We start from the raw sequence: 25,783 nt of genomic DNA on the forward strand, positions 1-25,783 counted from the left end.
CCGTACTAGTTTTGCTCTTGCTCTTGTGAGTGCCCGTAAATTCCCTCGCCCCCAAGCGATACCGACGACCATAGGACGATTTTCAGGCGAGTGTAAATCACCCTCGGAACCTCACGGCATGAGAACGGGTGACCTGTTGCCTTCGGCAAAGCGGCGCAGCACCGCTGGATAAAGTTCATGTTCCCGGATCAGAACTTTTGAAGCCAGAGTTTCCGGGGTATCCGCTGGTTCGATACCCACACGCGCCTGACCCAGAATCGGGCCATCATCCAGCGCCGCTGTCACCTCATGGACCGAGCAGCCATGTTCCGTATCGCCCGTTTCAATTGCGCGGGCGTGGGTGTGTAACCCCTTGTATTTGGGCAGCAATGAAGGGTGAATGTTTAACATTCGCCCCTGAAAGCGGGTTACGAAATCCGCGGTCAGGACCCGCATGAACCCGGCCAGGCAGACAATATCCGGCCGCGCGTTTTCCAAGGGTTTAAGCAACTCAGCCTCAAAGGCTGCGCGATTGCCCTTGAATGGCCGGTGATCGACCACTGCGGTCGGAATGCCACGGTCCGCAGCTTTTTTCAGCCCGCCCGCCTGCGCATCGTTGGACAGGACCAAACAGGGCCGCGCCGGATGATCACCGGTCATGCTGTCGACAAGCGACACCATGTTGGACCCGCCGCCCGAAATCAGGATCGCGACGCGCTTGTGGCTCACAGCAGTTTGCCCGAATAGGCAACTCCGGGCGTTTCGGTGACAGTACCAATCTGCGCCACCGTCTCGCCAGCCTCGGCCAGCAAGGTCGAAAGCTGATCGGCCTTATCCGGGTCGCACACCATGATCAGACCTATGCCACAGTTGAAGGTCTTGAGCATCTCAGCTTCCGCGATACCACCAGTCTGCGCCATCCAGTTGAAAACAGACGGCAATTGCCAACTGCCCAGATCAATCTGGGCCCCCAACCCATCCGGCAATACGCGCGGCAGGTTCTCGGTCAGACCGCCACCGGTGATATGGGCCAGCGCGTGAACGCCACCTTCGCGGATCGCGGACAGGGCCGGTTTGACATAAAGGCGCGTCGGCGTAAGCAGCACCTCGCCCAATGAACCTTCACCAAAGGGGCACGGTGCATCCCAGCCCAGACCAGACAGTTCGACGAGTTTACGTACCAGTGAATACCCGTTGGAATGCACTCCGTTCGACGCCAGACCAAGCAGCACATCCCCCGCCTGGACCCCAGAAGGCAGGTCAGCGCCGCGTTCCATTGCCCCGACCGAGAACCCGGCCAGATCAAAATCGCCATCAGGGTACATGCCGGGCATCTCGGCAGTTTCGCCACCAATCAGAGCACAGCCGGATTGCGCACACCCTTCGGCAATTCCTTCAATGATCCGCGCGGCCGTGTCTGTGTCCAACTTGCCTGTCGCGAAATAGTCGAGAAAGAACAAGGGCTCGGCCCCCTGACAGATCAGGTCATTGACACACATGGCCACCAGATCGATGCCAACCCCGTCCACGACGCCGGTGTCGATCGCAATTCGCAGTTTTGTACCAACCCCGTCCGTGGCACCAACCAGAATGGGATCCTGGTACCCGGCAGCTTTCAGGTCGAACAGTGCGCCGAAACCGCCCAGACCGCTCATCACGCCGGGGCGGTTGGTTCGCTTTGCTGCGGGTTTGATCCGGTCAACCAGAGCATTGCCCGCGTCAATATCCACGCCTGCATCGGCATAGGTGATTCCGTTCTTGCCCGCTGTCATGGCCAGTTCCTTTTGAATGCTTTGCGGGCGGGTTATTCGATTGTGGCGTTTGTTGCAACGGTCAGGCTTGACGCGGCTGTTCACCGTGATACGCAATGCGCCTAGGCGGGCCTGTAGCTCAATTGGTTAGAGCAGAGCGCTCATAACGCTTTGGTTGGGGGTTCGAGTCCCTCCGGGCCTACCAAATCACCGCCACTTGCCTTGAACACCCCGCACATCTCACTGGTTTTGTTTGCGTTTTTGACAACAAGCATTCATCCTGTCCCGTGCAACCTGTCCAAACGCGGTTCGAATTCAAAGGCATTGGTCCAGTTCGCAGATTTCCAGTATCGATCAAAGCGTCCTTGGGTGACAGGTCTTGCTGAAATGCTCCAAAGTCTTGTCGCGGGAATCCAGACGCACAAATAATCAAATTGGCGCAGGTTTGAACCGGTAAAGGTGTCAGTTTACCGGCCAATAATGATATCCGCGCACAAACCGCCCAAGCGTTCACTTTTGGCCAGTCTCAGGGTGCCACCATGGGCCCTTGCAACATCCGCCACGATTGCCAAACCCAAACCCACGCCACTGCCCTGATTCTGGTTGCGCGCAGGGTCGAGCCGCGTAAAGGGTTTGACGGCCTCTGTGCGCTGCTCTGCGGGAATTCCGGGGCCATCATCTTCGACACGGATGCGCAGCGACTTGGAATTCAGCGACAGGCTGACCTCAGCCCGGCTGCCGTAGCGCACGGCATTTCCGATCAGGTTTTCAACGGCCCGCCGAACGGCCATTGGGCGCAGCATTGCCGTTCCCTGCCCCTCGACAGCGACCAGTTCGGCCGGATGCCCGGCTCGTGTCGCGTCATCTACAATCTGTCGAACAAACTCAGCCGGATTGATTTCCTCAGGCGATCCTTCGGACGCCCCGCGCGAGAATTCGAGGAATGCATCAACCAAGGACTGCATTTCCGCCACGTCCTGTAACAAAGGTCGTGCCTCGTCCTCGGGCAGCATGGCCAGTCCAAGCTTCAGGCGGGTCAGAGGTGTGCGCAGATCATGGCTGACGCCGGACAACATCAGCGTCCGTTGTTCGATCTGACGTTCGATCCGTGATCGCATATCCAGAAACGCATTCCCCGCCGCGCGTACCTCGATGGCACCGCCCGGGGAGTACGGTACGCTCCGCCCTCGTCCAAACGCCTGCGCCGCATCGGCCAGCCGTGTGATGGGGCGCAACTGGTTTCGCATGTACAGAAATGAAATCGAGGTCATGATGATCGCGAAAAACAGCATCGTCACGATCAACTGATGCGGCGCCGCTGGCGACAATCTGCGCCGGTCAAAGGTCAGTTCCAGCACCCCCAGATGCGTATCCAGATACAAACGCGCCTCGCGGCTGCTTGGCAACGCAACAGCACTCAGCTCTGGCAGCCTTGCACGAAGTTCTGCCTCGACCTGAGGTGCTATGAAGTCGTACCACCGTGGACGGTCAGTTTTGGGAGTTTCGTTGGGAGGCAGAAATCGGGCCTGCATTTCCAGCGCCAGAAGATCCGGGCGCACTTCGGCCAATGCCTGGTGCTGCGTCTCGGCCCCGTCCATCATGGTGGTGATCAGCATCACTTCCCTTGAGGCTGCGCGCGTCATCTGGTCAGTGACATCTTCCAGATGCTTTTGAAGAAAGGAAACTCCTACAACCAGCAGCAACGCGATCACAGGAAGAACCAGAATCAGCGCTGCCCGGGCGTATAGGCTGCGTGGCATATAAGGTTTGAGCCAGTGCGTCGACATGCGCTAAACCTAGCGGGCTGCCCGGACAAGAGAAAGAGCACAGAATGCAGGCACCTGACGATTTCAATCCACCCGCTGGTGTTGCGACAGAATTGCAACCGGGTCTGCGGCGCATTCTGGCCCCCAACCCGTCACCGATGACCTATCGCGGCACCAACACCTATCTGCTAGGCGATCGCGACATTGCCGTCATTGATCCCGGCCCCGCAAGCGAAGAGCATTTGAACGCGATCCTGAATGAACTGCAACCTGGTCAGAGAATCAGCCACATAGTCGTCACGCACGCCCATCTGGATCACTCACCCTTGGCGGCACCCCTAGCCGCCCGAACGGGGGCTGCGATCTACGCGTTTGGTGGCCCCGAAGCCGGTCGCAGCGCAGTTATGACGACCCTTGCAGCACGTGGGTTGGCTGGAGGTGGCGAAGGTATCGACACCGCGTTTCGCCCGGATGTCGAGGTTGCGGATGGTGAGGTCATCTTGGGCGATGACTGGCAGCTAGAGGTTATTCACACTCCGGGGCATCTGGGAAACCACATTGCCCTGGCATGGCAGGATACCTGTTTCACCGCCGACCACGTGATGGGATGGGCCAGTTCGCTGGTATCGCCACCGGACGGAGACCTGACTGATTTCATGACAGCCTGCCACCGCCTGCGCGCGCGCGACTGGTCGGTTTTTCATGCGGGCCACGGTGCGCCAATTTCAGACCCTGCCGCGCGATTGGACTGGCTGATCCGACACAGGCAAAACCGCGAAGTTCAGATTCTGTCTGCCTTGGAGGATGCAGACGGAACGGCGCGGCAATTGGCCAAGCGTATCTACACCGACACACCCGCAACCCTGCTGCCAGCCGCAGAGCGGAACGTTTTTGCCCACCTCGTTGATCTGACTGGAAAAAAACAAGTGTCACCACACGGCGAACTATCTGCCACCGCAACTTTTCGCAGAGATCCTTGACGCCCGAAAAAAAATTTAAGTTCGCGTGCTTAACCTCTGGACGCCGGGAATCCGGATTGCTATACGCCCCTCAGTTCCGGCGTAGCTCAGCGGTAGAGCAGTTGACTGTTAATCAATTGGTCGTAGGTTCGATCCCTACCGCCGGAGCCAAAATTTCCCAATATTCAATCTTTTTCAGGGTTAGAAACCACATCGGTATTCTGAGGCTTTTTCGTTGAAAAAAATGATGACCGCCCTCTGGACGCCGGATACTCCGGTTGCTATACGGCGCGGACCGTTCCGGCGTAGCTCAGCGGTAGAGCAGTTGACTGTTAATCAATTGGTCGTAGGTTCGATCCCTACCGCCGGAGCCAATTCACCCCGCCAGATCGCGTCTCACCCCCCAAGGGCATCCTTGAAATCCGCACGCAGGTTGCGTTTCAGCACCTTTCCGGTTGCGTTCAGCGGCAGCGCGTCAACAAAGACAACCTTGTCCGGAATCTGCCATTTGGCGATTTTCCCTTCGAAGAAGTCCAGAAGCTCCCCTTCGCTTGGATTCTCACCCTCGGCCCTTACAGCGACAAGCAACGGCCGTTCGTCCCATTTCGGGTGCGGAACACCGACTACGGCTGCGGTTGCCAGTTTCGGGTGCGCAACAGCGATGTTTTCAAGTTCGACCGAGCTGATCCACTCCCCTCCGGACTTGATGATGTCCTTGGATCGGTCACGAATGGTCATGTATCCATCGGCGTCCAGCGTTGCGACGTCGCCTGTGGCGAACCAACCGTCTTGCAACAGATCCTGATCCTGCATCAGGAAATAGCTGTCCAGCACCCAATGCCCCCGCACCATCAGATCGCCCTGCGTTTCACCGTCATGTGGCAGATCTTTTCCGTCATCATCCACGATTTTCAGTTCAACCCCGAAAGGAGGTCGGCCCTGACTCAGACGGATAAGGTGTTGTTCTTCAAGCGGCAGCACCAGATGTTTGGCCAATGGGCAGTTGGCCGTACCAAGCGGGCTCATCTCGCTCATTCCCCACGCATGGACCGTATCAACGTCATATTTTTTCCGGAAGGTTTCCATCATCGAGGGCGGGCAAGCAGCTCCTCCGATCACGGTCCGTTCGAGGCTTTTCAAGCTCGTCCCGCATTTGGCGGCATGTGCCAACAGTCCCTGCCAGATGGTTGGCACCCCCATGGCCAGCGTCACGCCATAGGTGTCGATCAGATTGACCAGCGCCTCGCCATGCAGATCCGGGCCGGGCAAAACCAGACGCGATCCTGACATAGCACAGGCATAAGGCGACCCCCATGCATTAACGTGGAACATAGGAACGACGGGCATCACGACATCCATCGCCGAAAAGCCGATCACGTCGCGCGTATTCGACGCGAAACTGTGCAGGACCGTCGATCTGTGGGAATAAAGAACCCCCTTGGGATGGCCAGTTGTGCCCGACGTGTAACAGAGCCCCGAGGCGGTATTTTCATCCAGTTCAGGCCAATCAAAGGCCGCGTCACCGGTTTCGATCAGCTCATCATAGAATTTCACGTCGGGTATCTGTGCGGCGGCGTCATCATTGCGGGGGCCCATCAGAACAAAATGGCGAACATCCCTCAGCGCACCGTGCAAGGCGGCAACCAGCGGGATGAAGGTTGCATCAAAGAACAACACCCGATCCTGAGCATGGTTGATGATATAAGTCAGTTGTTCGGGAAAAAGCCTCGGATTGACTGTGTGACAGACATACCCCGCACCCGAGGTGGCATAATAGATCTCCAGATGGCGACGATTGTTCCAGGCCAGCGTCCCGACCCTGTCCTGCGGCTCCAGACCCAGCCGCGTCAGGGCCGACGCCAAACGCCGGGCGTTCACGGCTATCTCGGACCAGCTGGTTTCGGTCACTGTTCCATCCGTTTCGACCGAGATGATCTCGGTCTGGCCGTGGTAGCGCTGCGCGTGATCAATCAACGACGAAATCAGCAAAGGCTGCGTCATCATCTGTCCCAGCATGGACATCCTCCCGTCATGGGCGGGACCTTGCCTGGCCCCTGCCTGTTCCGTCTGGCACTGACAGGCAGAGGTGTTCCCTGTCACGTCAGTCCAGCCGTTTCCTAAGACGGAACCCTGCCAATCATTTAATTGTCTGACAATAAGAGAATGCAACCCACACCGATAGCGGACTACATTCCCGCCGCCTAATCCCGGTGTTTCAGTGCGTAGGCGACCAAGGCCGCGGTCGATCCATCCTTGCCCTCGGCGCTTTCTTCACCGTCCACGATGGGACCAAGCGAGTTGGCCAGTTCCTTGCCCAGCTCAACCCCCCATTGGTCGAAAGAGTTGATGCCCAGCAACACGCCTTCGACAAACACCCGGTGTTCGTAAAGCGCAATAATCTGACCCAACACAAACGGTGTGAGTTTGGGGTAAATCAACGTTGTCGAAGGACGATTACCGGGGAAGACCCGGTGCCGGGCCTGCCGGTCCAGTTCATCACCCAGATACCCCTGCTGCGCCATGCGTTGTCGCGCTTCTTCGAACGAACGGCCACGCATCAGGGCCTCGGACTGGGCCAGACAATTGGCCAAAAGCAGACGGTGGTGATGGGTCAGTTCGGGTTCGTGCCCCTCGGCCGCAACCATGAATTCGCAGGGAATGACATCCGTGCCCTGATGGATCAGCTGGTAAAACGCGTGTTGTCCATTGGTGCCCGGCTCACCCCAGACGACAAGTCCTGAAGGCATGGTTAAGGACGACCCGTCCATCGCCACGGATTTGCCATTCGATTCCATCTCCAACTGCTGGAAATAAGCGGGCAGACGCAACAACCGCTGGTCATAAGGCAGCACCGCACGGCTGGTATTTCCCAGAACCTGTCGATGCCAGATGCCAACCAATGCCAGCATCACGGGCATGTTTCCATCCCAGTCAGCCGAGCGGAAGTGCAGATCCATCGCCTGACCGCCACGCAAAAACGCGTCAAAAGCTTTTGAACCAACCGCAATCATGACCGGCAAGCCGACCGGCCCCCAAACCGAATAACGCCCACCGACCCAATCGGCGAAACCAAAAACATGCGCCTCGGGAATACCGAAGGCCTGCGTCTTGTCCAAAGCGCTGGAAACGGCAGCGAACTGACGCGTCGGATCGCCCCCGCCTTCGGACATCCACGCACGGGCGGTGCGCGCATTGGTCATCGTTTCGATTGTGGTAAAGGTTTTTGAGGCGACAATGACCAGCGTGCGCGTTGGATCAAGCTGCCGCAACGTGTCCGCAATATGCGCCCCATCCACGTTCGAGACGTAATGCACCCGTGGCCCATCGTGATAAGGTGACAGCGCCAACGTGGCCATGACCGGGCCAAGGTCTGACCCGCCGATGCCGATATTGACCACATCGGTAAAGTTGCCCCCCGCCCCAGCGATGGCGCCGCCACGCACCTCTTCAGCGAACACGCGCATCCTTTGCAGCGTGTCCAGAACCTCGGGCATAACGTCCTGACCGTCCACCTCAACCGGCCCGCCATCAAGGTTGCGCAGGGCCGTGTGCAACACCGCGCGCCCTTCGGTCTCGTTGATCTTCTCGCCCGCAAACATCGCATCACGCCGAGACGCCAGATCAGCCACTTCACACAATTGAACGAGCGCGGATCGCACCGCATCATCAATCTGCGTTTTTGAGTAGTCGAAGACCATATCCCCGGTTGAGGCTGAAAAAGCTTCAGCCCGGTTTGCATCTGCCGCAAACAGGTCAAGGATACGACGGTCACTTTTCGACTGAGCCAGTGTTTTCAAAGCATCCAGATGCATTGCCTTACTCCGCCCAGTGTACGGTCATGCCACCAAGAACTGCGGCGATCGGTGCCTCTTCCGGCGGTAGCGACATAGCTTTTTCAAGAACGGTGCGCTTTGCTTGACCATAGATGATCAGATGTTTCGACAGCGCCCCGTCTAGGACCGGAGCGGTCAGGGAAATTCGTGCCTCTGGCTGCACTTCGGTCCGGGCAACGATCAACGTAGGTGCATCACTGCGCAAAGCTTCCTCCAGCCCTTCCATCCCCGGAAACAATGAGGCCGTGTGCATGTCTTCACCCATTCCCAGTACCAGCACCGACAATGGCAATACCGGCGCAATCAGCGACTCGATTTCGGGCAACGCTGCCTCAGGTTCTGCACCAGGGACATAAAGCGGAATATATTGCGCCACAGAGGCCCGGCTGGTCAGCAACCTTTCGCGGATCAAACGCTCGTTAGAGCGGTCATGATCCGCTGGCACACAGCGTTCATCCGTTGGCAACACACGCACACGATCCCACTCAAGATCGGCGGCACACAGGCTGTCAAATACCGGGCCCGGAGTTGTTCCCCCCGGGACGGCCATTGCAACGGTATCATGGTGCAGCAATGCGGCCTCAAGATCGCCCGCCAACACGTTGGCCACGTCGATGGCAAGCATTTCGCGATCAGCATATTCCTGAATTTTCATGGCTTTATCCCTTGCCAGTGGCGTCCATCACGTTTCATTAGCAGTTCAGCGTCGCCCGGCCCCGTGCTGCCGCTGTCATAAGGCTTCGGCACGTCCCCGCGCGCCAACCATCCGGCGATGATCGGATCGGTCCAGGCCCAGGCGGCCTCAACCTCATCCCCGCGCATGAACAGGGTCTGGTTTCCACGGATCACGTCCATCACCAGGCGTTCATACGCATCTGGCGGGTCCTGATTTTCGGGGCCGAGGGCTTCGGCAAAGCTCATGTCCAAGGGAACATCGATCAGACGCATCCCGCCCTGCCCCGGTTCCTTGATCGTCACCTTCAGCGTGATCCCCTCATTCGGCTGCAACCGGATCGACAACGTGTTGGCGTGACGCCCCGCTTCTTCCCCGAAAATCGAGTGCGGCGCGTCCTTGAACATCACGTTGATCACCGACGAGCGCGCCACCAGACGCTTGCCGGTGCGCAGGTAGAACGGTGTACCTGCCCAACGCCAATTGCTGATATGGGCCTTTAACGCCACATAGCTTTCGGTGGTTGATCGCAGGTTGCCAACGCAGTCCCGGTATCCCGGCCCGTCCGATCCGGCCGCAAACTGCCCCCGCACGATGTGATGCGGTTCAACCGGATTAAGCGCCCGGATCACCTTGAGCTTTTCATCCCGAACTGCGTCAGGATCGAACTTGGCTGGAGGTTCCATCGCAATCAGGCAGAGCAGCTGCATCAGGTGATTCTGCACCATATCCCGCATCGCACCCGCGCGCTCATAATAATCTTCGCGTCCTGCGATACCGACAGTTTCCGCAACCGTTATCTGGATATGGTCGACATACTGGCTGTTCCACAGCGGTTCGAACAGCATATTGCCAAAGCGGACCGCCATCAGATTCTGGACGGTTTCTTTGCCTAGATAATGGTCGATCCGGTAGATCTGATTTTCATTAAAATGCGCGGCCAACGTGGCATTCAAGTCCCGCGCGCTTGCCAAATCATGTCCAAACGGCTTTTCGACCACGATGCGGGTTTCTTCTGTCACCAGATCATACGCCCTAACCCGCTGGGCCAATGGCCCGAACAGGCTGGGACCGACCGAGAAATAGAAAGCGCGAACCCGGTCGGGCGAGAGCTTTTCACCCAGTACATCCCAACCTTCCGTCGTCAAGGCATCCAGCGATACATAGTCGACCCGTTGCAGGAACCCGGTCAGGGCTTGCGAATCCCGGGCGCGTTCCGAAGCGTGCCGTTGCAGCGACTCAGCAACCATCTTACGAAAGGCGTCCGCCGTGTGACCGGCGCGCGCCGCTGCGATAATCCGGGCATCCTCGTGCCACTGACCCGCACAATACCGACGGAAAAGCGCAGGCAGGATCTTACGCTGCGCCAGATCACCGGTGCCGCCGAAAATGATCAGATCAAATGGATCAACAGGGATGACACGTGAAACCATGAGTTGTCCTTACCCTTACCCTTCCGGCATGTCCAATGTTAGCGCAACCAAAGCTCAATAAATCTTGTTGATCAAAACTCTGTCAGAACCCCTGCACCAGACTTACCAAATCCGCGACAAAGGGCTAGATCAGTTTGATGACTTCAACGAACCGGATGCGGGAATGAAAGACAACGCCCCTCAGCTTGCCAATATCGGCAAGTTTCAGCGTAAACTGGTAACGGCCGATGGCCAGACCCGCGCAAAGGTTTCCCTGACCAACCCTCAGACCTTGTGGTTCAACACCGGCACGCTGTGCAATATTGAATGCGTAAGCTGCTATATCGCCAGCAGCCCGACCAATGACGCACTGGTTTATATCACTGCAGACGAGGTTCGTGACTACCTGGATCAGATCGAAGCCCGCAATTGGCCTGTGCGTGAAATCGGTTTTACGGGCGGCGAGCCCTTTATGAACCCCGAGATGATCGATATGACCCGCGCCGCGGTGGAGCGTGGATACGAAGTTCTGATCCTGACCAACGCGATGGCCCCGATGATGCGTCGCAAGATGCGCGACGGGCTACTGGCATTGCAAAAGACTTTCAATGACAAGCTGACCCTGCGTGTTTCCGTCGATCATTACCGCGCAGAACTGCACGACCTTGAACGCGGCAAGGGGAGCTTTGAAAAAACCCTGACGGGTATGAAGTGGCTGCGTGATCACGGCTTTAACATGGCTGTTGCCGGGCGCACCGTTTGGGATGAGTCTGACACGGAAAGTCGCGCGGGTTATGCCGCATTCTTTACAGAGCACGGCTTTGACATTGACCCGCATAACCCGGCTCGGACCGTCCTGTTCCCGGAAATGGACGAAACTGTCGAAGTTCCCGAGATTACAACGGCTTGCTGGGGAATACTGAACAAGTCACCCGATGCATTGATGTGCGCCAGCGCCCGCATGGTGGTGAAACGGAAAGGCGCTGACCGGCCTGCCGTGTTGGCCTGCACCCTGCTGCCCTATGAGCTGGAATTCGAGATGGGGCATTCTCTGGCTGAATCCGAGGCTGACGTTCACCTGAACCACCCCCATTGCGCCAAATTCTGCGTGCTGGGCGGTGCCAGTTGCTCTGGCTGAACGATTCAGGGAATCCTGATTTCGCTTCGGACGCATAGTCAGACACGCGCCGACCGCTTCGCTTCAATGATTGAAGAGCATGCACCAACGGAACCTGTACTTGCCCTTCGCTCAGTTCACACGAAACTCGCCCACCATGTTGCGCCACTCACCCGGTGCGATCATTTTGCGATGGGTGAATTTGACCGAATGCAGCGGGCCTTCGATTTCGCGCTGCCAGAAGTCGATGAATTTGAACAGTTTCGGATGATCCGGCGCAAGGTCGTAATCCTGCCAGATGAACGTGTTCAAGACGTGGATATAGTCGGGCATATGATAGAAAAACTCAGCCGTTGTCAGCCCGTACCCCTTGAGCATCATTTCGGTTTCGCTTGGGTTCATGCAGACCTCCTGCTTGATACAAGGTCCATTCAAGATACCACGAAAAACTTCTAATACTTATATAACAATATGTTACTTGAGTATTACCGCGGAAATTCCCTGTAAAGGCGCTGCTTGCTTGCACCTTATGTGCCGGGTCTGATAAGATACACCCACAAGATATAGACCCAGAACAAGACACGGGCAGTTTACGTGAGCGATACGCCAGAAATTCCTGAAAACATGGATGAAACCCCGCCCGAGCGCCCAGTCTACGACGGCCCGACGGTTTCCATCGAATCCGAAATGCGCACGTCCTATCTGGACTATGCCATGTCGGTCATCGTTAGCCGCGCGATCCCTGATTTGCGCGACGGGCTGAAACCGGTGCACCGCCGCATTCTGTATGCGATGCACGAAACGGGGAACACGCACGACAAGTCGTACCGCAAATCGGCCCGTCCGGTGGGCGACGTGATGGGTAAGTACCACCCGCATGGTGACAGCGCGATCTATGACGCACTGGTGCGGATGGCGCAGGATTTCTCGATGTCGCTGCCGCTGCTGGACGGTCAGGGCAACTTTGGCTCGATGGACGGCGATAACCCGGCGGCTATGCGCTACACCGAAGTGCGGATGGACAAGCCCGCCGCTGCCCTGTTGGCTGATATCGAAAAAGAAACGGTTGATTTTCAGGACAACTATGACGGCAAAGACCGGGAACCGACGGTTCTGCCGGCCCGTTTCCCGAACATGCTGGTCAATGGCGCCGGTGGTATCGCCGTGGGGATGGCGACGAACATTCCGCCGCACAACCTCGGCGAAGTGGTCGATGCGACTCTGGCGCTGATCGACGATCCCGACCTTACATCAGAACAGCTGATCGAATACATCCCCGGTCCCGACTTTCCGACCGGTGGCCTGATGCTGGGGCGTTCCGGTGCGCGCAAGGCCTATCTGGAGGGCCGTGGCAGCGTCATCATCCGCGCCAAGACCCGAGTAGAAGAAATCCGCAAGGACCGCTATGCCATCGTTGTCGACGAGATTCCCTATCAGGTGAACAAGGCCGCGATGATTGAAAAGATCGCCGAGGCAGTTCGCGAGAAGCGGATCGAAGGCGTGGCCCATGTACAAGACGAATCCGACCGCAACGGTGTGCGCGTTGTGGTCGAGCTCAAACGTGACGCGACGCCCGAGGTGGTGCTGAACCAGCTCTATCGCTTTTCGCCGATGCAGACCTCCTTTGGCTGCAATATGCTGGCGCTGAATGGTGGCCGCCCCGAGCAGTTGACCCTGCGCCGGTTCCTGACCTCGTTCATCGACTTCCGTGAAGATGTCGTTGCCCGCCGCACCGCCTACGACCTGCGCAAGGCGCGCGAACGCAGCCACATCCTGTGTGGTCTGGCTGTGGCGGTGTCCAACGTCGATGAAGTGGTCGCAACGATCCGGTCGTCTGCGGACGCGGCGCAAGCGCGTGAAAAGCTGATGACCCGCCGCTGGCCTGCCTCCGAAATCGAAAGTTATCTGCGCCTGATCGACGATCCTCTGTCCAAGATGAATGACGATGGCACCTATAACCTGACCGAGGTGCAGGCCCGCGCCATTCTGGAGTTGCGCTTGCAGCGCCTGACCCAATTGGGCGTCAAAGAAGTCACGGACGAACTGGAAGAACTGGCAGCCAAGATCAAGGAATACCTTGATATTCTGTCCTCACGCGAACGGATCATGAGCATCATCGCTGATGAGCTGCGCAGCGTGCGTGAACAGTTCGCGGTCGACCGCCGCACTGAGATCGTCGACTGGTCGGGCGACATGGAAGACGAAGACCTGATCGAGCGTGAAGACATGGTCGTGACCATCACTTCGGGCGGCTATATCAAACGAACGCCGCTGGCAGATTTCCGCGCCCAGAAACGCGGTGGCAAGGGCCTTTCGGGGATGCAGACCAAGGAAGAGGATGTTGTTACCAACCTCTTCGTTGCAAACACCCACACTCAGCTGCTGTTCTTCACAACAGATGGGATGGTCTACAAGCTCAAGACCTGGCGCTTGCCCCAATCCGGGCGTACCGGCAAAGGTAAGGCCATCGTCAACATTCTTCCGATCCCAACCGGTGTTTCCATCGCCGCAATCATGCCCGTGGATGTACCCGACGAAGAATGGGAAAACCTCCAGATCGTCTTTGCCACCAGCGCAGGTGACGTGCGTCGTAACCGCTTGTCAGACTTCACCAATGTCCGGCGCAACGGCAAGATTGCGATGAAACTGCCCGACGGCGTCGAACTGGTGAATGCACGCATCTGTTCAGAAGACGAAGACGTGATGCTGGTCACCAATTCCGGCCGCGCGATCCGTTTCCGGACCACCGACGTGCGAGTCTTTAACTCACGCGAATCCACAGGTGTCCGGGGGATCAGGCTGACCAACGGTGACCGCGTCGTGTCGATGTCCGTGATCCGTCATTTCGAGGCGACCCCCGAAGATCGTGTGGTCTATCTCAAGATGCGGCGTGCAGTTGCAGGGCTTACCGAAGAAGACGCTGGTGACGAGGAGGAAGCCGCAGCAAGCAGCGATTTTAGCCAGGAAAAATATGCCGAGATGTCGGCGGCTGAAAACCTGATCCTGACCATCACCGCCGGTGGTGCTGGCAAGTTGAGTTCAAGCCACGACTACCCGGTGCGCGGACGTGGCGGCATGGGCGTAGCCGCGATGGACAAAGCGATGCGCGGTGGGGATTTGGTTGCATCCTTCCCGGTCGAGATCGACGATCAGATCATGCTGGCCACATCGAAAGGCCAATCTATCCGGGTGCCGGTCGATGGAATCTCGTTCCGCTCACGTTCCGCAGGTGGCGTGAAGGTATTCAATACCGGCAAGGGCGAAGAAGTCGTCAGCGTCGCGTGGATCGCCGATCAGGGCGACGAGGAAGAATGACAGTAACCCCGGGCACCGGTTCGACGATTCCCGGGGTTCAGTTCATGTCAGGTAGGCATTGAAAAAAGCGATGGTCCGGCTCCATGCCAGATTTGCCGCGGCTTCGTCATACCTGGGCGTCGTATCGTTGTGAAAACCGTGATTGACGTCCGGATAGAAGTGCACGCTGAATTTCTTTTGATTGGCTTTCAACGCCTCTGAATATGCAGGCCATCCAGCGTTGATACGCTCGTCCAGACCGGCATAGTGAATCATAAGAGGTGCTTCGATGGACGGAACATCTTCGGCTGGTGGTTGCCGACCGTAGAATGGCACCGAGGCCGCAAGGTCCGGATAGGCCACGGCCAAGGCGTTGCAAACACCTCCGCCATAGCAGAATCCGACAGCGCCAACCTTGCCTGTCGAAAGTTCGTGATCACGTAAGAACTCAAAAGCCGCAAAAAAATCCGCCATCAGTTTTTCCCGGTCCATCGAGCGCTGCATCTCGCGCCCTTCTTCATCAGTACCGGGATAGCCGCCAAGGGGGGACAACCCATCAGGTCCAAAAGCCAGGAAACCGGCCTTGGCCGCGCGGCGCACAACGTCCTCGATATAAGGGTTTAGACCCCGGTTCTCGTGCACGACCAGTACCGCAGGCAGTTTACCTTCGGCATTTGCCGGCATCGCCATCAGGCCGCTGGTTTCGCTATGCCCATCCGAGCTGTCATATGCGACCACCATGGTTTGGATCGCGGGATCGTCCGGGGCCACCTGTTGCGCCCAGGCGTAATTAGGTTGCAACTGGTCCAGAATCATTGCGCCTGTCACTCCAGCAGCCGTGTATTTACCGGCTTTTGAGATGAACTCACGCTTGGACATCGTGCCGTGCACATATCCGTCGAATATCTCGAGGATACGCGGATCAAAATCACTGGCTTTCTTGCGGGCTTTTCCGGTCATCGTTGCCTCCCAGGCGATGGTATCGGTGCACCGATTCTAACGCTTGGGAGGCAATTCGGAAACTCACAAATCGTAGAGCGCGCCGAACTTGGCCTCAAGATAGCTTAGCAATGGGTCCGGTCCGGGTTCAACACCGCTGGCACGGGCAATCACCTCGCGCGGCGCATAAAGGCCGCCATGCTGCTGCACATGCTCACGCAACCAACCGGTCGCGCCGGACGTGTCGCCTCGGGCCAGTTGCGCGTCAAGATCGGGTTCAGAGACGCGCAAGGCCTGATAGAGGCACCCAGCATAGACATTGCCCAGCGAGTAGGTCGGGAAGTAACCGAACAGCCCAACCGACCAGTGCACATCCTGCAAACAACCGTTCGAGGGCTTGTCGACCGCATAACCGAAATCTGCCTTGAACCGATCATTCCAGGCGGCCTCCAGATCGCCGACCTGCAAGTCTCCGGCCATCAGCGCGCGTTCCAGATCAAACCGCAGCATGATGTGCAGATTGTATTGGACCTCATCCGCCTCGGTGCGGATATAGCCGTTATGGACGCGGTTGACCGTCGCATAAAACGCGTCCGGATCGGCAATGCCGAAATCGCCGAACGCCTCTTTCATTTGTTCGAACAACCATCCGGTAAAGGCCCGCGACCGACCCAACTGGTTTTCGTAGATCCGGCTTTGGCTTTCATGCACGCCCATCGACACGCCAGACCCGAGCGGTGTCAGGAGGTATTTCTCGTCGATCCCCTGTTCATAGGCGGCGTGGCCCACCTCGTGAATGGTGGAATAGAAACAGTTGAACGGGTCTGTTTCGCTGGTTCGCGTGGTGATGCGGACGTCAAGACCGCTGCCGGAACTGAATGGGTGAACCGCCTTGTCCACGCGGCCATTGTTCAGGTCATAGCCAAAGGCGACCGCCAGTTTTTGTGTCAGACGCATCTGGGTCTGCTCATCAAAACTGCGGTTCAGGGCAGCGGGCTCGGGCCGCTCCAGCACGGCGGCACGCAGGGCTACCAGTCGTGGGCGCATCTGGTCGAAGATATCCGCGATCTGGGCGCTGGTCGTGTAAGGTTCGTAATCTCCGACCATGGCGTCGTATACGTCGCCCCCTTGCGCCAGCGCCTCGCCTTCCTGTCGTTTCAGCGACACGACCTCTTCCAGAACCGGAAGAAAGGCCGAGACATCTTCGTCTGCGCGCGCCTGCGCCCACTTTCCCTGTGCAGCGGACGTCACACGGGCAATCGCCGTTGCCAGATCAGCAGGCACCTTCACCGCGCGATCATATGCGCGCCGGATTTCACGCATCTGTGCTTTGCCGACCTCATCCTGAGGTGCGGCCTGATCCAGCCATTCGGCAACACGAGGATCGGAACGGCGCGCGTGCAGGACAGATTCGATGGCTGCCATTTCTTCGGCGCGCTGAGGCGCTGCGCCGCGCGGCATGACGGTTTCCTGATCCCAGCCAAGCCGACCGGCGATCTGGCCCAAAGCCGAAGTTTCCCGCTGAAAGGTCATCAGTTCATTGAAAGCGGTCATAGTTTTAAACTCCGCGCACAGATGTTGCGATTGGATAAGCTGTGAGGAACCGCGCGCGCAGGATCAGCGTCCAGACGATAACGGCCATAAACTGGTGGAAGATAGCGATCTGCCATGGCGCGCCGTAAACCACGGTCACGATGCCGACGACGACCTGTAGCGAAAGCGCGGCGAAAGCAGCGTTGAAGGCAAAACGCGTCTGTGGATGCGCGCTGCTGCCGCCACGCCGCCAGACGACGACGGCAAAGATGAACAGCAGATACCCCGCACAGCGATGGATGAACTGCACCAGACCGGGGCTTTCAAAGAAGTTTCGCCACATCGGTTCCAACATAGTCGCATCCGGTGGAAGCAACTGCCCCCCCATCAGCGGCCAGTCTGTGTAAGACCGCCCGGCGTCGATCCCGGCGACAAGTGCGCCAATGAGTATTTGTAAAAAGGCGAAGTGCATCAGCCCTGTGGACAATGAAAACAGCCTGACCTCTTTGGCCCGGCGCGCCTGCATCAGATCACGTTCTTCCCGGCCGAGTTCAAAGATGTACCAGGCTAGGGCTCCCAGGATCACAAAGGCCAGCCCCAAGTGTGTTGCCAGACGGTAACTTGCGACGGCTGTCATGCCTTCACCCTGGGTGACGCCCGAAGCCACCATCCACCAACCAACAGCGCCCTGCAGACCGCCAAGAAGACCCGGAACGATCAGCTTTCCGGTCCACCCTGTCGGGATCTTGTGGGCTGTTAGGAAGATTAGAAATCCAACGGCCCAGACCAGACCGATCATGCGACCCAACTGACGATGGCCCCATTCCCACCAATAGATGGATTTGAAGTCACCCAACTCCATCCACTGGTTCTGGATGCGCCATTGGTCAATCTGCTTGTACTTGTCGAACTCTGCCTGCCAGTCCGCCTCGGTCATCGGCGGCAAAGCTCCGGTGATCGGGCGCCATTCGGTGATCGAGAGGCCGCTGTCAGTCAGGCGCGTCAGGCCGCCAACCGCGATCATCACAACGACCAGAGCAAACAGGATCATCAGCCAGATGCGGATCGCGTTGCGCGCGCCGCCGCGCCCCCGGTCGATCATACCGGGTTGAACCGCCTGTTGTTTTTCGGTGTCCGTGACCTCTTCGAAGATGCTGCGCTTACCGCTCATGCTGTCCTCATGTCCTGATTTCGCCACAAGCTAGGGCTTGGGTGAAGATAGGTCCAGCCTCAGCCTTTATCCTTCCAGCGGACCATCTGCCGCATGATCCCGTGCAACATCTGCACATCGGCCCGTGTCATCCGCATCCGCGACCACAGGTTGCGCAGGTTAACCTTCATCCCTTCGGCCTTTTCGGGAGGGTAGAAGAACCCCGCCTCCTCCAGCCTGTCCTCGTAGTGCTCGACAAGTTTTTCGACTTCGATCCCCGTGGCCCAGTCGCCTTTGCCCAGGTCGGTCGACTCATGCACTACATCCCCGGTCTGGCGCATCCACTCATAGGCGGTCAGCAATACGCATTGACCAAGGTTCAGCGAGGCATATTCCGGGTTCACCGGCACCGAGATGATCGCGTTGGCCTTGGCGATGTCTTCATTCTCTAGCCCCGCGCGTTCAGGGCCGAACAGAACTGTAACCTTCTCGCCCGCAGCGATCTTTTCGGCGGCAATCCTCATTGCGTGTTCGGGGCTGTAGACAGGTTTGGTCAAGCCCCGCTGACGAGCTGTTGTGGCGAAGACAAACGTGCTGTCGGCCAGCGATCCGGCCAGATCATCAAACAACTGCGCCTCATCCAGCAAGCGCCCTGCACCGCTGGACATTGCCACCGCTTTGGGATTCGGCCAGCCGTCACGAGGGGCTACAATACGCATCCGGTCCAGCCCAAAGTTCCACATCGCCCGCGCAGCAGCGCCGATGTTTTCACCCATCTGTGGGCGCACAAGAACGAAGGAAGGCTGGGGTTTGTCGCTGGGCATGGCTCACCTTAAGAAAACTTGGCCTGCTGTAATTGGCAGGCACTTGCAGGGCAAGGCGCAGGGGCGTTATTTGCAGGCTCTTGACCATAAAAGTTTGCTTCCCAGCCGCAATCCGCTAAACCGCGCCAAAGACTGAAAGCCGAAGGACGCGCCCATGGACACCCCCGAGCAGCCGCAGATTTACCTGATCACGCCTCCGACTATCGAGTTGAGCACGTTCACGGACAAGCTGGCGACTGTGCTGGACGGGGTCGAGATTGCCTGTATCCGCCTCGCGTTGGCCGGAAGTGACGAAGATACCATCGCTCGCGCGGCCGACGCTTGCCGTGAAATCGCCCACGCGCGCGACGTGGCCATCGTAATCTCGAACCATGTATTGCTGGCGCAGCGTCTGGGGCTGGACGGGGTGCATTTGGATGATGCTGCACGCTCGGTCCGCACCGCGCGCAAGGAACTGGGCGCTGATGCAATCGTCGGAAGCTTTTGCGGCGCGTCGAGCCATGATGGTATGACTGCTGGCGAAAACGGAGCGGATTATGTGGCCTTCGGTCCTGTCGGCTCGGCCAAACTGAGGGACGGAACCCGCGCCGAAAAGGACCTGTTCCAATGGTGGTCCGAGATGATTGAGGTTCCGGTTGTGGCCGAAGGTGGGCTGACACCCGAACTGATCCGCGACCTGGCCCCCTGCACTGATTTCTTTGGCATTGGCGATGAGATCTGGGGCAGTGACGATCCGCTGGCGGCGCTGAAAACGCTGCTGGCGGCGTTGCTTTAACCCAGCACCCAAGGCTCGACAATCCAAAAGACACCGGCACCTGCAATCAGCATCGAGGCCAGAACCGATATCCGGCCTCGGGTTCGGTGCGAGCCGCCAGAAAACAAAAGCGACAGAGCAAGCCCAGCAAGGGCCACAACAACAAGCGGCAGAATACTCCCGGCGCCAAAGCCCAGGATGGCCGGGGGCAAATGATCTGGTGGCACCCCGATCCCGATCAGGTTCGAGGCAATTAGCAGACCTTGAAAACCGCCAATGGCGAGAACCGCCAACAAACGCCAGACCTGCAATCGCCGGGCAACCAGGTTCCACAGCGCCAGAACGATGGTCGAAGCCACCAGAACCGGGGCCTCGTTCACCCTTCCTGCATCCAATACGCCATACAATCCCAGCCCAAGCCCGATCAGAGCGCCCGCTGACAGGAACACCAGTTGAGATACCACTGGGCGCAATTTCAAAGACAGAAACACAAGCACCAAAGCAAGAATGGACGGCTTGATCGGGTTTCGGACAAACTGATCGGCCCCTTTTGTGAAATATGTCTGCAACGTTTGCTGCGTTGTCAGAGACGCCCCACCTTGCAAAGGGATCAGCGGGCTGGCTTCACCGGCCGCCAAATATCCGGTGTATGGGGCCGCGACATTTTGCTGTCGCAGAACGATTGGTCCGCTTTCTGACGGCCAGGTCAGACGCAGGTTTGACGCCTGATCGGGCAAAGGTGCAGTCAGCAACAGCTTGGATATGCGTACTTTTCCCGTATCCCCCACTACAGGAATACGCACACCTTCATAAGACAAACTCAATCGCTCTGGTGCCTCTACCACAAGATTTTGTTTCCAGAGATGAACGAACTCTCTGATCTGGGGTTCCAGCTCAGACGAAACCATTCGCCGCAAGGATTTGTAGTTTGGATCGTCGGAAAACGCAGCGGGCTGCGCGGGATTGTTCCCGGTCAACATAGCCTCGGCATTCCATTTCAATTCGAGAAACAGAGTGTCGGACTTGACCCAGAAATCAACGACGGTCGGCGGGGCGGATTGCGCCCTGCCCGATCCGGGATATAAAGTTGCAAAAACAAAAAAACTCAGGGCACAGGTTTTGAGGGGTCGAAAGATGGCGCGGAAAGCAGGGCCATTCATACGAAAAGCTCCAACAGGAAAATCAAATCACCAATCATTGCCTTCGATTGTTCCCGCGAAGGCCGCAGATCGCAAGCCCAAAGGGTATATGGGACCTGTGGATCGTAAATCTCTGATTGCGGTAACGTTCTGACTTGCATGGGCATCACCGCTGCGGCATGACGTCCTTTATGACTCAGAACAGTAATATCCTGTGTATCGGCTCGGTCCTGTGGGACGTGATCGGACGATCAGCCAGTGCCATGCGGCATGGCTCGGACGTGCCTGGCCGGATTACCCGCCTGCCAGGTGGTGTTGCGATGAACATAGCCATGACGCTGGTGCGTTTTGGTATGACACCCACCCTGCTGACGGCCATAGGCCGTGACCCCGAGGGCGACGAACTGATTCATGCCTGCTCCCGCCTCGGCATGATCACGGATCACATCTATCGCTCGCAGGACCTGCCAACCGACCGGTATATGGCCGTCGAAGGTGCCAACGGGTTGATCGCGGCCATTGCCGACGCGCATTCGCTGGAAGCCGCTGGCGCAAAGATCCTGCGTCCGCTGATGCACGGCCCGCTTGGTCATGCAAACATGCCCTTTGAGGGCCCCATTGCACTTGACGGCAACCTGACCCTGAACCTGCTGGAAGAAATCGCCCAAAGCCCTGCTTTCGCCCGTGCCGATCTGCGTGTTGCCCCGGCCTCGCCCGGTAAGGCCGAGCGCCTATTGCCCTTCCTGAAACATGCCCGCGCCACGCTTTATGTGAACCTCGAAGAGGCCGGAATATTGTGCCAGCGCGAATTCACCGATTCTGAATCTGCCGCAAAGGGCCTTCTGGATCGTGGCGCGCTACGCGTGCTGGTCACCGATGGCGGCAGCTCGGCCACGGTCGGTAGTTCAGACGAAATTCTGACCCAAACACCCCCCTCCGTTCTGGTCACCCGTGTGACCGGTGCCGGGGATACCTTCATGGCGGCTCATATCGCCTCAGAATCCGGCGGCGCATCGAGTGACGAGGCTCTGACCCGCGCTCTGCATGCCGCAGCAACCTACGTTTCCGGAGAAACCCCACTGTGATCGACATCCAATATTCTGCCGAGGTCCGCGCCGCCAAGGACGCGGGCCATCCCATCGTTGCGCTGGAAAGCACCATCATCACCCACGGCATGCCCTACCCGCAAAACGTCGAAGTTGCGGCTCAGGTCGAACAGGACATCCGCGATGCGGGGGCGGTTCCGGCAACCATGGCGGTGATTGAAGGCAAATTGCATGTGGGGCTCGAGCCGGACCAGTTGCAATGGCTGGGTCAGGCGCAAGGCGTTGCCAAAATCTCGCGTGCGGATATGGCGGCCTGCATCTCGACCGGCGGCACCGGAGCCACAACCGTCGCCGCCACCATGATCGCCGCGCATTACGCCGGGATCGAGGTATTTGCTACAGGCGGCATCGGTGGCGTGCATCAGGGCGCCGAAACCACGTTCGACATCTCGGCTGATCTGCACGAACTTGGCCATACACCGGTCACCGTCGTCGCAGCCGGAGCCAAGGCTATCCTTGATCTGGCCAAAACCCTTGAGGTTCTGGAAACGCTGGGGGTTCCAGTCATCGCCCATGGTCAGGATGCGTTTCCTGCCTTCTGGTCTGCAATGTCACCCTATGCTGCCCCCCTGCGCATGGACACTCCAGAAGCTATCGCCAAGGCCCATGCAACCCGTCGTGCATTGGGCCTGCCTGGCGGGCAGCTGGTGGCCAACCCGATCCCGATCGCGGATCAGATCCCTGCCGAAATACTGGCCCCCATCATCGCCGAGGCACAGGCTGATGCTGATGCGCATCGGATTACCGGAAAAGATGTGACGCCCTATCTGCTGCAACGTATCTTTGAAAAGACCGAAGGCCGTTCGCTGACTGCCAACATTGCCCTTGTGCGCAACAATGCGCGCCTCGCGGCGGCGATTGCACGGGCACTGGTAGAACAGGGATAACGCAAGCCTATTGTGCCAAGGCTACCGATTGACTACCTAAATCCCGATAACCACTCGGATCCAAGATGAATACACCGTTCGACGAAGAACCGCTTCATCGCCGCCCCGGCATGCTGGCACGGCTGCGCGCGTCGTTCCTGACGGGGCTGGTTGTCATTGCGCCGGTCTGGCTGACGGTCTGGCTGATCTGGTCGGTAGTCGGTTGGATCGACAGTGCGGTCCTGCCACTGGTTCCTCATCAATTCCAACCGGAACGTTACGTCGGTATCAACCTGCGCGGCGTGGGCGTCGTGATCTTCCTGATCTTTACCGTTATCGTGGGGTGGATCGCAAAAGGAATTCTGGGCCGGTCCCTGATCCTGTTCGCTGAAAGCGTGGTAGATCGGATGCCGGTCGTCCGCTCGATCTATTCCGGGATCAAACAGATCTCGGAAACCGTTTTTGCCCAAACCGAACGCTCTTTTGAGAAGGCATGCCTGATCCAGTATCCCCGCCGCGGGATCTGGGCCATTGGATTCGTCTCGACAACCGCCAAAGGCGAAATCAGCAAACGCGCGGAAACCGGAGGAGAGCTGCTCAGCGTTTTTGTCCCGACTACACCCAACCCGACCTCGGGCTTTTTGCTGTTTTTCCCGGTTGAAGACGTAATTATGCTGGACATGACAATAGAGGATGCCGCGAAACTGGTGATTTCGGCCGGGCTCGTTTATCCCAACGAAAAAGACCCCACGCAACCGCCCGAGTGATTAACCGAACATAGCTGGCAGATCGACAGTACTGGTCTGACCCAGATCACTCTTATGCTTGGCCAGAAAACGATCCGCCGCTACCCGCCCCGCCTGTTTCAGCTTGTGCAGAATAACCGGGTTGGGCACGGTTTTGGTGGCAACAGACAGGCTGCTCATCAACTCGTTATCCGCAATCATATGCACCAGAACGCGGCTCATGTCCCCGGCCTTCAGCTTGCCCTCTTTCAGAAGCCGTTGAACAAAGCTGATTGCCCGCAATTCGCGAAACAGGGATGAATTGAAGCTGATCTCGTTTATGCGGTTCTGGATCTGCTGCGGTGTGACCGGCACCGCGTCGCGTTCCAACGGGTTGATATTCACGATCACCACATCATCCGGCAGATCATTGTTGAACAGCGGATAGAGCGCCGGATTACCAGTATAACCGCCATCCCAATAGGCCTCGATCCGGTCTGTCTTTGGATCAAATATCTCGACAGCCTTGAACAGGGTCGGCAGGCAGGCCGAAGCCAAAATGGCATCTGTCGAGACCTCCTCGCCGGTAAACACGCGGATCTTGCCGCTTCTCACGCAGGTGGCGCACACAAACAGGCAGGGTCCCGCATCGGCGCAAACTTCCGCAAAATTGAACCTGTCCACCACCGGCTCCAGCGGATTGCTGTAGAATGGACCATAAGCATAAGGCGACACCATCCGCGACCAGGCATCACCGAAGGAAAACGGCACCGAATATTCCATCGCCTGCGCGATTGCGGCCGGTTCCAACCCGCGAAACCAATTGGCGATACGCATGTCACCAATCGCGCCCATACGCCTCCAAAGCCCATCCAGTTGCGCGCGCGCACCCTCACGTCCTGAATGAACCATCCCCGATTTGAACGCCGCACCGTTCAACGCACCGGCGGATGTTCCAGTGATCGCAGCAACCTCGATGTCTTCCTCATCCAGCAGCCGGTCAAGCACACCCCAGGTGAATGCCCCATGCGCACCGCCGCCCTGCAAAGCCAGATTGATCCGTATCACCGCCCTCACCCTTCATCTTTTCAGAAATACTCCGGGGGTTTGGGGGCAGCGCCCCCAAGGCCAATCACAAGGCGGTCCAGCCGCCATCGACAGAAATCGTGGTTCCCGTGATCTGCGCCGCCGCGTCCGAGCACAGGAAAATGGTTGTCCCACCCAATTGCTCAACGGTGGCGAATTCCTTGGAAGGTTGCCGTTCAAGAAGCACGTTTTTCACGACCTCCTCGCGGCTCATATTGTATTCTTTCATCGTGTTCGGGATCTGGGCCTCGACCAGAGGCGTCAGCACATAGCCTGGGCAAATGGCGTTGCAGGTGATCGGTTCTTGCGCCGTTTCCAAGGCAACGGTCTTGGTCATCCCCACCACCCCGTGCTTGGCGGCAACATAGGCTGCCTTGAACGGCGACGCCGTCAAACCATGCGCCGAGGCGATATTCACGATACGACCCCATCCCGCTTTGCGCATTATCGGCAGTGCGGCCGCGGTCGTGTGAAAGGCCGAGTTCATGTTGATCGCAATAATCGCATCCCATTTATCCACCGGGAACTGATCGATCGGGGACACAAACTGAATGCCCGCGTTGTTCACAAGTATGTCGCAAGATCCGGCCTGCTCAATCAGCGCGCGGCACTCATCGCCTCTTGACATGTCCGCCTTGATGTAACGCGCGTTGGTTCCGGTCTCTTTGGCAATCTCAGCAGCCAACGCGTGATCTTCGTCACGGTCCGTAAAGGAATTCAGGACGACATCTGCTCCAGCCTTCGCCAGCTCGCGCGCGACCCCCAGACCGATGCCAGAATTAGACCCAGTGATGATTGCTGTTTTGCCGGAAAGGCTCATGACCGTTCTCCCTGATGCGATGATTTGGTGCACAATGCCATGCTGCACCTGCAAAGA

The 25,783-nt window shown here is 58.0% G+C and carries 22 protein-coding genes and 3 tRNA genes; 10 read left to right on the forward strand and 15 right to left on the reverse strand.

Going from position 1 to position 25,783, the window contains the following annotated elements:
* Positions 1 to 111 precede the first annotated feature (111 nt).
* A complete protein-coding gene (purN, locus tag ACR3FC_RS01990; protein ID WP_480472990.1) occupies positions 112 to 708 on the reverse strand; it encodes a phosphoribosylglycinamide formyltransferase in 597 nt (198 codons plus the stop codon).
* Complete coding sequence (gene purM / locus ACR3FC_RS01995) at positions 705 to 1,751, reverse strand: phosphoribosylformylglycinamidine cyclo-ligase (RefSeq protein ID WP_480472992.1); 1,047 nt, start codon at positions 1,749 to 1,751, stop codon at positions 705 to 707. The genes purN and purM overlap by 4 nt, the downstream gene beginning before the upstream one ends.
* A 107-nt stretch (positions 1,752 to 1,858) precedes the next feature.
* Between purM and ACR3FC_RS02000 the strand changes: the two genes are divergently transcribed.
* Positions 1,859 to 1,935: transfer RNA gene (locus tag ACR3FC_RS02000), tRNA-Ile, on the forward strand.
* A 262-nt stretch (positions 1,936 to 2,197) separates the two neighbouring features.
* Here ACR3FC_RS02000 and ACR3FC_RS02005 read toward each other — a convergent pair.
* Positions 2,198 to 3,517, reverse strand: a complete 1,320-nt coding sequence (locus ACR3FC_RS02005) for an ATP-binding protein (RefSeq protein ID WP_480472994.1) — start codon at positions 3,515 to 3,517, stop codon at positions 2,198 to 2,200.
* 44 nt (positions 3,518 to 3,561) lie between these two features.
* On the opposite strand from ACR3FC_RS02005, the gene ACR3FC_RS02010 reads away from it, so the two are divergent.
* The 3 genes from ACR3FC_RS02010 to ACR3FC_RS02020 all read left to right on the forward strand — a co-directional run bounded on the left by ACR3FC_RS02010 (position 3,562) and on the right by ACR3FC_RS02020 (position 4,829).
* The gene (locus ACR3FC_RS02010) at positions 3,562 to 4,476 is read left to right on the forward strand and encodes an MBL fold metallo-hydrolase (protein ID WP_480472996.1); all 915 of its coding nucleotides are present in this window, start codon (positions 3,562 to 3,564) and stop codon (positions 4,474 to 4,476) included.
* A 75-nt stretch (positions 4,477 to 4,551) separates the two neighbouring features.
* Positions 4,552 to 4,626, forward strand: a tRNA-Asn gene (locus ACR3FC_RS02015).
* Between the two features lie 128 nt (positions 4,627 to 4,754).
* A tRNA-Asn gene (locus ACR3FC_RS02020) sits at positions 4,755 to 4,829 on the forward strand.
* Positions 4,830 to 4,851: 22 nt separating this feature from the next.
* On the opposite strand, the gene ACR3FC_RS02025 is transcribed toward ACR3FC_RS02020, so the two are convergent.
* The 4 genes from ACR3FC_RS02025 to zwf form a co-directional block, all read right to left on the reverse strand.
* A complete protein-coding gene (locus ACR3FC_RS02025; protein ID WP_480472998.1) occupies positions 4,852 to 6,471 on the reverse strand; it encodes a long-chain-fatty-acid--CoA ligase in 1,620 nt (539 codons plus the stop codon).
* Between the two features lie 185 nt (positions 6,472 to 6,656).
* Positions 6,657 to 8,267, reverse strand: a complete 1,611-nt coding sequence (gene pgi / locus ACR3FC_RS02030) for a glucose-6-phosphate isomerase (protein WP_480473000.1) — start codon at positions 8,265 to 8,267, stop codon at positions 6,657 to 6,659.
* A gap of 4 nt (positions 8,268 to 8,271) precedes the next feature.
* Positions 8,272 to 8,943 carry a 6-phosphogluconolactonase gene (gene pgl / locus ACR3FC_RS02035; protein ID WP_480473002.1) on the reverse strand — a complete coding sequence of 224 codons (672 nt, stop codon included), beginning with the start codon at positions 8,941 to 8,943 and terminating at the stop codon, positions 8,272 to 8,274.
* The gene (gene zwf / locus ACR3FC_RS02040; protein ID WP_480473004.1) at positions 8,940 to 10,394 is read right to left on the reverse strand and encodes a glucose-6-phosphate dehydrogenase; all 1,455 of its coding nucleotides are present in this window, start codon (positions 10,392 to 10,394) and stop codon (positions 8,940 to 8,942) included. Before zwf ends, pgl begins: the two co-directional genes overlap by 4 nt.
* A gap of 163 nt (positions 10,395 to 10,557) precedes the next feature.
* Here zwf and ACR3FC_RS02045 point away from each other — a divergent pair, with 163 nt between their 5' ends.
* Complete coding sequence (locus ACR3FC_RS02045) at positions 10,558 to 11,511, forward strand: radical SAM protein (protein WP_480476751.1); 954 nt, start codon at positions 10,558 to 10,560, stop codon at positions 11,509 to 11,511.
* 111 nt (positions 11,512 to 11,622) lie between these two features.
* On the opposite strand, the gene ACR3FC_RS02050 is transcribed toward ACR3FC_RS02045, so the two are convergent.
* Positions 11,623 to 11,892 (reverse strand): usg protein, encoded by a 270-nt coding sequence (locus ACR3FC_RS02050; protein WP_480473006.1) that lies wholly within the window; start codon positions 11,890 to 11,892, stop codon positions 11,623 to 11,625.
* 192 nt (positions 11,893 to 12,084) lie between these two features.
* On the opposite strand from ACR3FC_RS02050, the gene gyrA reads away from it, so the two are divergent.
* The gene (gyrA, locus tag ACR3FC_RS02055; RefSeq protein ID WP_480473008.1) at positions 12,085 to 14,805 is read left to right on the forward strand and encodes a DNA gyrase subunit A; all 2,721 of its coding nucleotides are present in this window, start codon (positions 12,085 to 12,087) and stop codon (positions 14,803 to 14,805) included.
* A 42-nt stretch (positions 14,806 to 14,847) separates the two neighbouring features.
* Here the strand turns inward: gyrA and yghX are convergent, their stop codons facing one another.
* The 4 genes from yghX to ACR3FC_RS02075 form a co-directional block, all read right to left on the reverse strand.
* Positions 14,848 to 15,744 carry a YghX family hydrolase gene (gene yghX / locus ACR3FC_RS02060; protein ID WP_480473010.1) on the reverse strand — a complete coding sequence of 299 codons (897 nt, stop codon included), beginning with the start codon at positions 15,742 to 15,744 and terminating at the stop codon, positions 14,848 to 14,850.
* Between the two features lie 63 nt (positions 15,745 to 15,807).
* On the reverse strand, positions 15,808 to 17,277 hold the full coding sequence (locus ACR3FC_RS02065) for a carboxypeptidase M32 (RefSeq protein ID WP_480473012.1): 1,470 nt from the start codon (positions 17,275 to 17,277) through the stop codon (positions 15,808 to 15,810).
* A 4-nt stretch (positions 17,278 to 17,281) separates the two neighbouring features.
* Positions 17,282 to 18,427 carry a heme A synthase gene (gene ctaA, locus ACR3FC_RS02070; protein ID WP_480473014.1) on the reverse strand — a complete coding sequence of 382 codons (1,146 nt, stop codon included), beginning with the start codon at positions 18,425 to 18,427 and terminating at the stop codon, positions 17,282 to 17,284.
* Positions 18,428 to 18,486: 59 nt separating this feature from the next.
* Complete coding sequence (locus ACR3FC_RS02075; protein WP_480473016.1) at positions 18,487 to 19,230, reverse strand: RNA methyltransferase; 744 nt, start codon at positions 19,228 to 19,230, stop codon at positions 18,487 to 18,489.
* A 154-nt stretch (positions 19,231 to 19,384) separates the two neighbouring features.
* Between ACR3FC_RS02075 and ACR3FC_RS02080 the strand changes: the two genes are divergently transcribed.
* A complete protein-coding gene (locus tag ACR3FC_RS02080; protein WP_480473018.1) occupies positions 19,385 to 20,005 on the forward strand; it encodes a thiamine phosphate synthase in 621 nt (206 codons plus the stop codon).
* Here the strand turns inward: ACR3FC_RS02080 and ACR3FC_RS02085 are convergent.
* On the reverse strand, positions 20,002 to 21,144 hold the full coding sequence (locus ACR3FC_RS02085; protein ID WP_480473020.1) for a hypothetical protein: 1,143 nt from the start codon (positions 21,142 to 21,144) through the stop codon (positions 20,002 to 20,004). The two genes, ACR3FC_RS02080 and ACR3FC_RS02085, sit on opposite strands and share 4 nt — an antisense overlap.
* A gap of 170 nt (positions 21,145 to 21,314) precedes the next feature.
* On the opposite strand from ACR3FC_RS02085, the gene ACR3FC_RS02090 reads away from it, so the two are divergent.
* The 3 genes from ACR3FC_RS02090 (at position 21,315) to ACR3FC_RS02100 (ending at position 23,862) form a co-directional block, all read left to right on the forward strand.
* Positions 21,315 to 22,208 carry a PfkB family carbohydrate kinase gene (locus ACR3FC_RS02090; RefSeq protein WP_480473022.1) on the forward strand — a complete coding sequence of 298 codons (894 nt, stop codon included), beginning with the start codon at positions 21,315 to 21,317 and terminating at the stop codon, positions 22,206 to 22,208.
* A complete protein-coding gene (locus ACR3FC_RS02095) occupies positions 22,205 to 23,116 on the forward strand; it encodes a pseudouridine-5'-phosphate glycosidase (RefSeq protein ID WP_480473024.1) in 912 nt (303 codons plus the stop codon). The genes ACR3FC_RS02090 and ACR3FC_RS02095 overlap by 4 nt, the downstream gene beginning before the upstream one ends.
* 65 nt (positions 23,117 to 23,181) lie before the next feature.
* On the forward strand, positions 23,182 to 23,862 hold the full coding sequence (locus ACR3FC_RS02100) for a DUF502 domain-containing protein (protein WP_480473026.1): 681 nt from the start codon (positions 23,182 to 23,184) through the stop codon (positions 23,860 to 23,862).
* On the opposite strand, the gene ACR3FC_RS02105 is transcribed toward ACR3FC_RS02100, so the two are convergent.
* Both ACR3FC_RS02105 and ACR3FC_RS02110 read right to left on the reverse strand, forming a co-directional pair.
* On the reverse strand, positions 23,863 to 24,888 hold the full coding sequence (locus ACR3FC_RS02105) for a patatin-like phospholipase family protein (RefSeq protein ID WP_480473028.1): 1,026 nt from the start codon (positions 24,886 to 24,888) through the stop codon (positions 23,863 to 23,865).
* A 64-nt stretch (positions 24,889 to 24,952) separates the two neighbouring features.
* Positions 24,953 to 25,726: a 3-hydroxybutyrate dehydrogenase gene (locus ACR3FC_RS02110; RefSeq protein ID WP_480473030.1), complete on the reverse strand. Its 774-nt coding sequence runs from the start codon at positions 25,724 to 25,726 to the stop codon at positions 24,953 to 24,955.
* Between the last annotated feature and the right edge of the window lie 57 nt (positions 25,727 to 25,783).

The organism is Ruegeria sp. AF3 (assembly GCF_056536285.1).

Bases quoted from the DNA above. Each gene is read 5' to 3' on its own strand.
- zwf (WP_480473004.1), bottom strand. From the start codon at position 10,394: ATGGTTTCACGTGTCATCCCTGTTGATCCATTTGATCTGATCATTTTC.
- pgi (WP_480473000.1), bottom strand. From the start codon at position 8,267: ATGCATCTGGATGCTTTGAAAACACTGGCTCAGTCGAAAAGTGACCGT.
- ACR3FC_RS02110 (WP_480473030.1), bottom strand. From the start codon at position 25,726: ATGAGCCTTTCCGGCAAAACAGCAATCATCACTGGGTCTAATTCTGGC.
- ACR3FC_RS02045 (WP_480476751.1), top strand. From the start codon at position 10,558: ATGAAAGACAACGCCCCTCAGCTTGCCAATATCGGCAAGTTTCAGCGT.
- ACR3FC_RS02050 (WP_480473006.1), bottom strand. From the start codon at position 11,892: ATGAACCCAAGCGAAACCGAAATGATGCTCAAGGGGTACGGGCTGACA.
- ACR3FC_RS02005 (WP_480472994.1), bottom strand. From the start codon at position 3,517: ATGTCGACGCACTGGCTCAAACCTTATATGCCACGCAGCCTATACGCC.
- yghX (WP_480473010.1), bottom strand. From the start codon at position 15,744: ATGACCGGAAAAGCCCGCAAGAAAGCCAGTGATTTTGATCCGCGTATC.
- ACR3FC_RS02090 (WP_480473022.1), top strand. From the start codon at position 21,315: ATGACTCAGAACAGTAATATCCTGTGTATCGGCTCGGTCCTGTGGGAC.
- purM (WP_480472992.1), bottom strand. From the start codon at position 1,751: ATGACAGCGGGCAAGAACGGAATCACCTATGCCGATGCAGGCGTGGAT.
- ctaA (WP_480473014.1), bottom strand. From the start codon at position 18,427: ATGAGCGGTAAGCGCAGCATCTTCGAAGAGGTCACGGACACCGAAAAA.
- ACR3FC_RS02025 (WP_480472998.1), bottom strand. From the start codon at position 6,471: ATGCTGGGACAGATGATGACGCAGCCTTTGCTGATTTCGTCGTTGATT.
- ACR3FC_RS02100 (WP_480473026.1), top strand. From the start codon at position 23,182: ATGAATACACCGTTCGACGAAGAACCGCTTCATCGCCGCCCCGGCATG.
- ACR3FC_RS02080 (WP_480473018.1), top strand. From the start codon at position 19,385: ATGGACACCCCCGAGCAGCCGCAGATTTACCTGATCACGCCTCCGACT.
- ACR3FC_RS02065 (WP_480473012.1), bottom strand. From the start codon at position 17,277: ATGACCGCTTTCAATGAACTGATGACCTTTCAGCGGGAAACTTCGGCT.
- pgl (WP_480473002.1), bottom strand. From the start codon at position 8,943: ATGAAAATTCAGGAATATGCTGATCGCGAAATGCTTGCCATCGACGTG.
- ACR3FC_RS02085 (WP_480473020.1), bottom strand. From the start codon at position 21,144: ATGAATGGCCCTGCTTTCCGCGCCATCTTTCGACCCCTCAAAACCTGT.
- ACR3FC_RS02075 (WP_480473016.1), bottom strand. From the start codon at position 19,230: ATGCCCAGCGACAAACCCCAGCCTTCCTTCGTTCTTGTGCGCCCACAG.
- ACR3FC_RS02010 (WP_480472996.1), top strand. From the start codon at position 3,562: ATGCAGGCACCTGACGATTTCAATCCACCCGCTGGTGTTGCGACAGAA.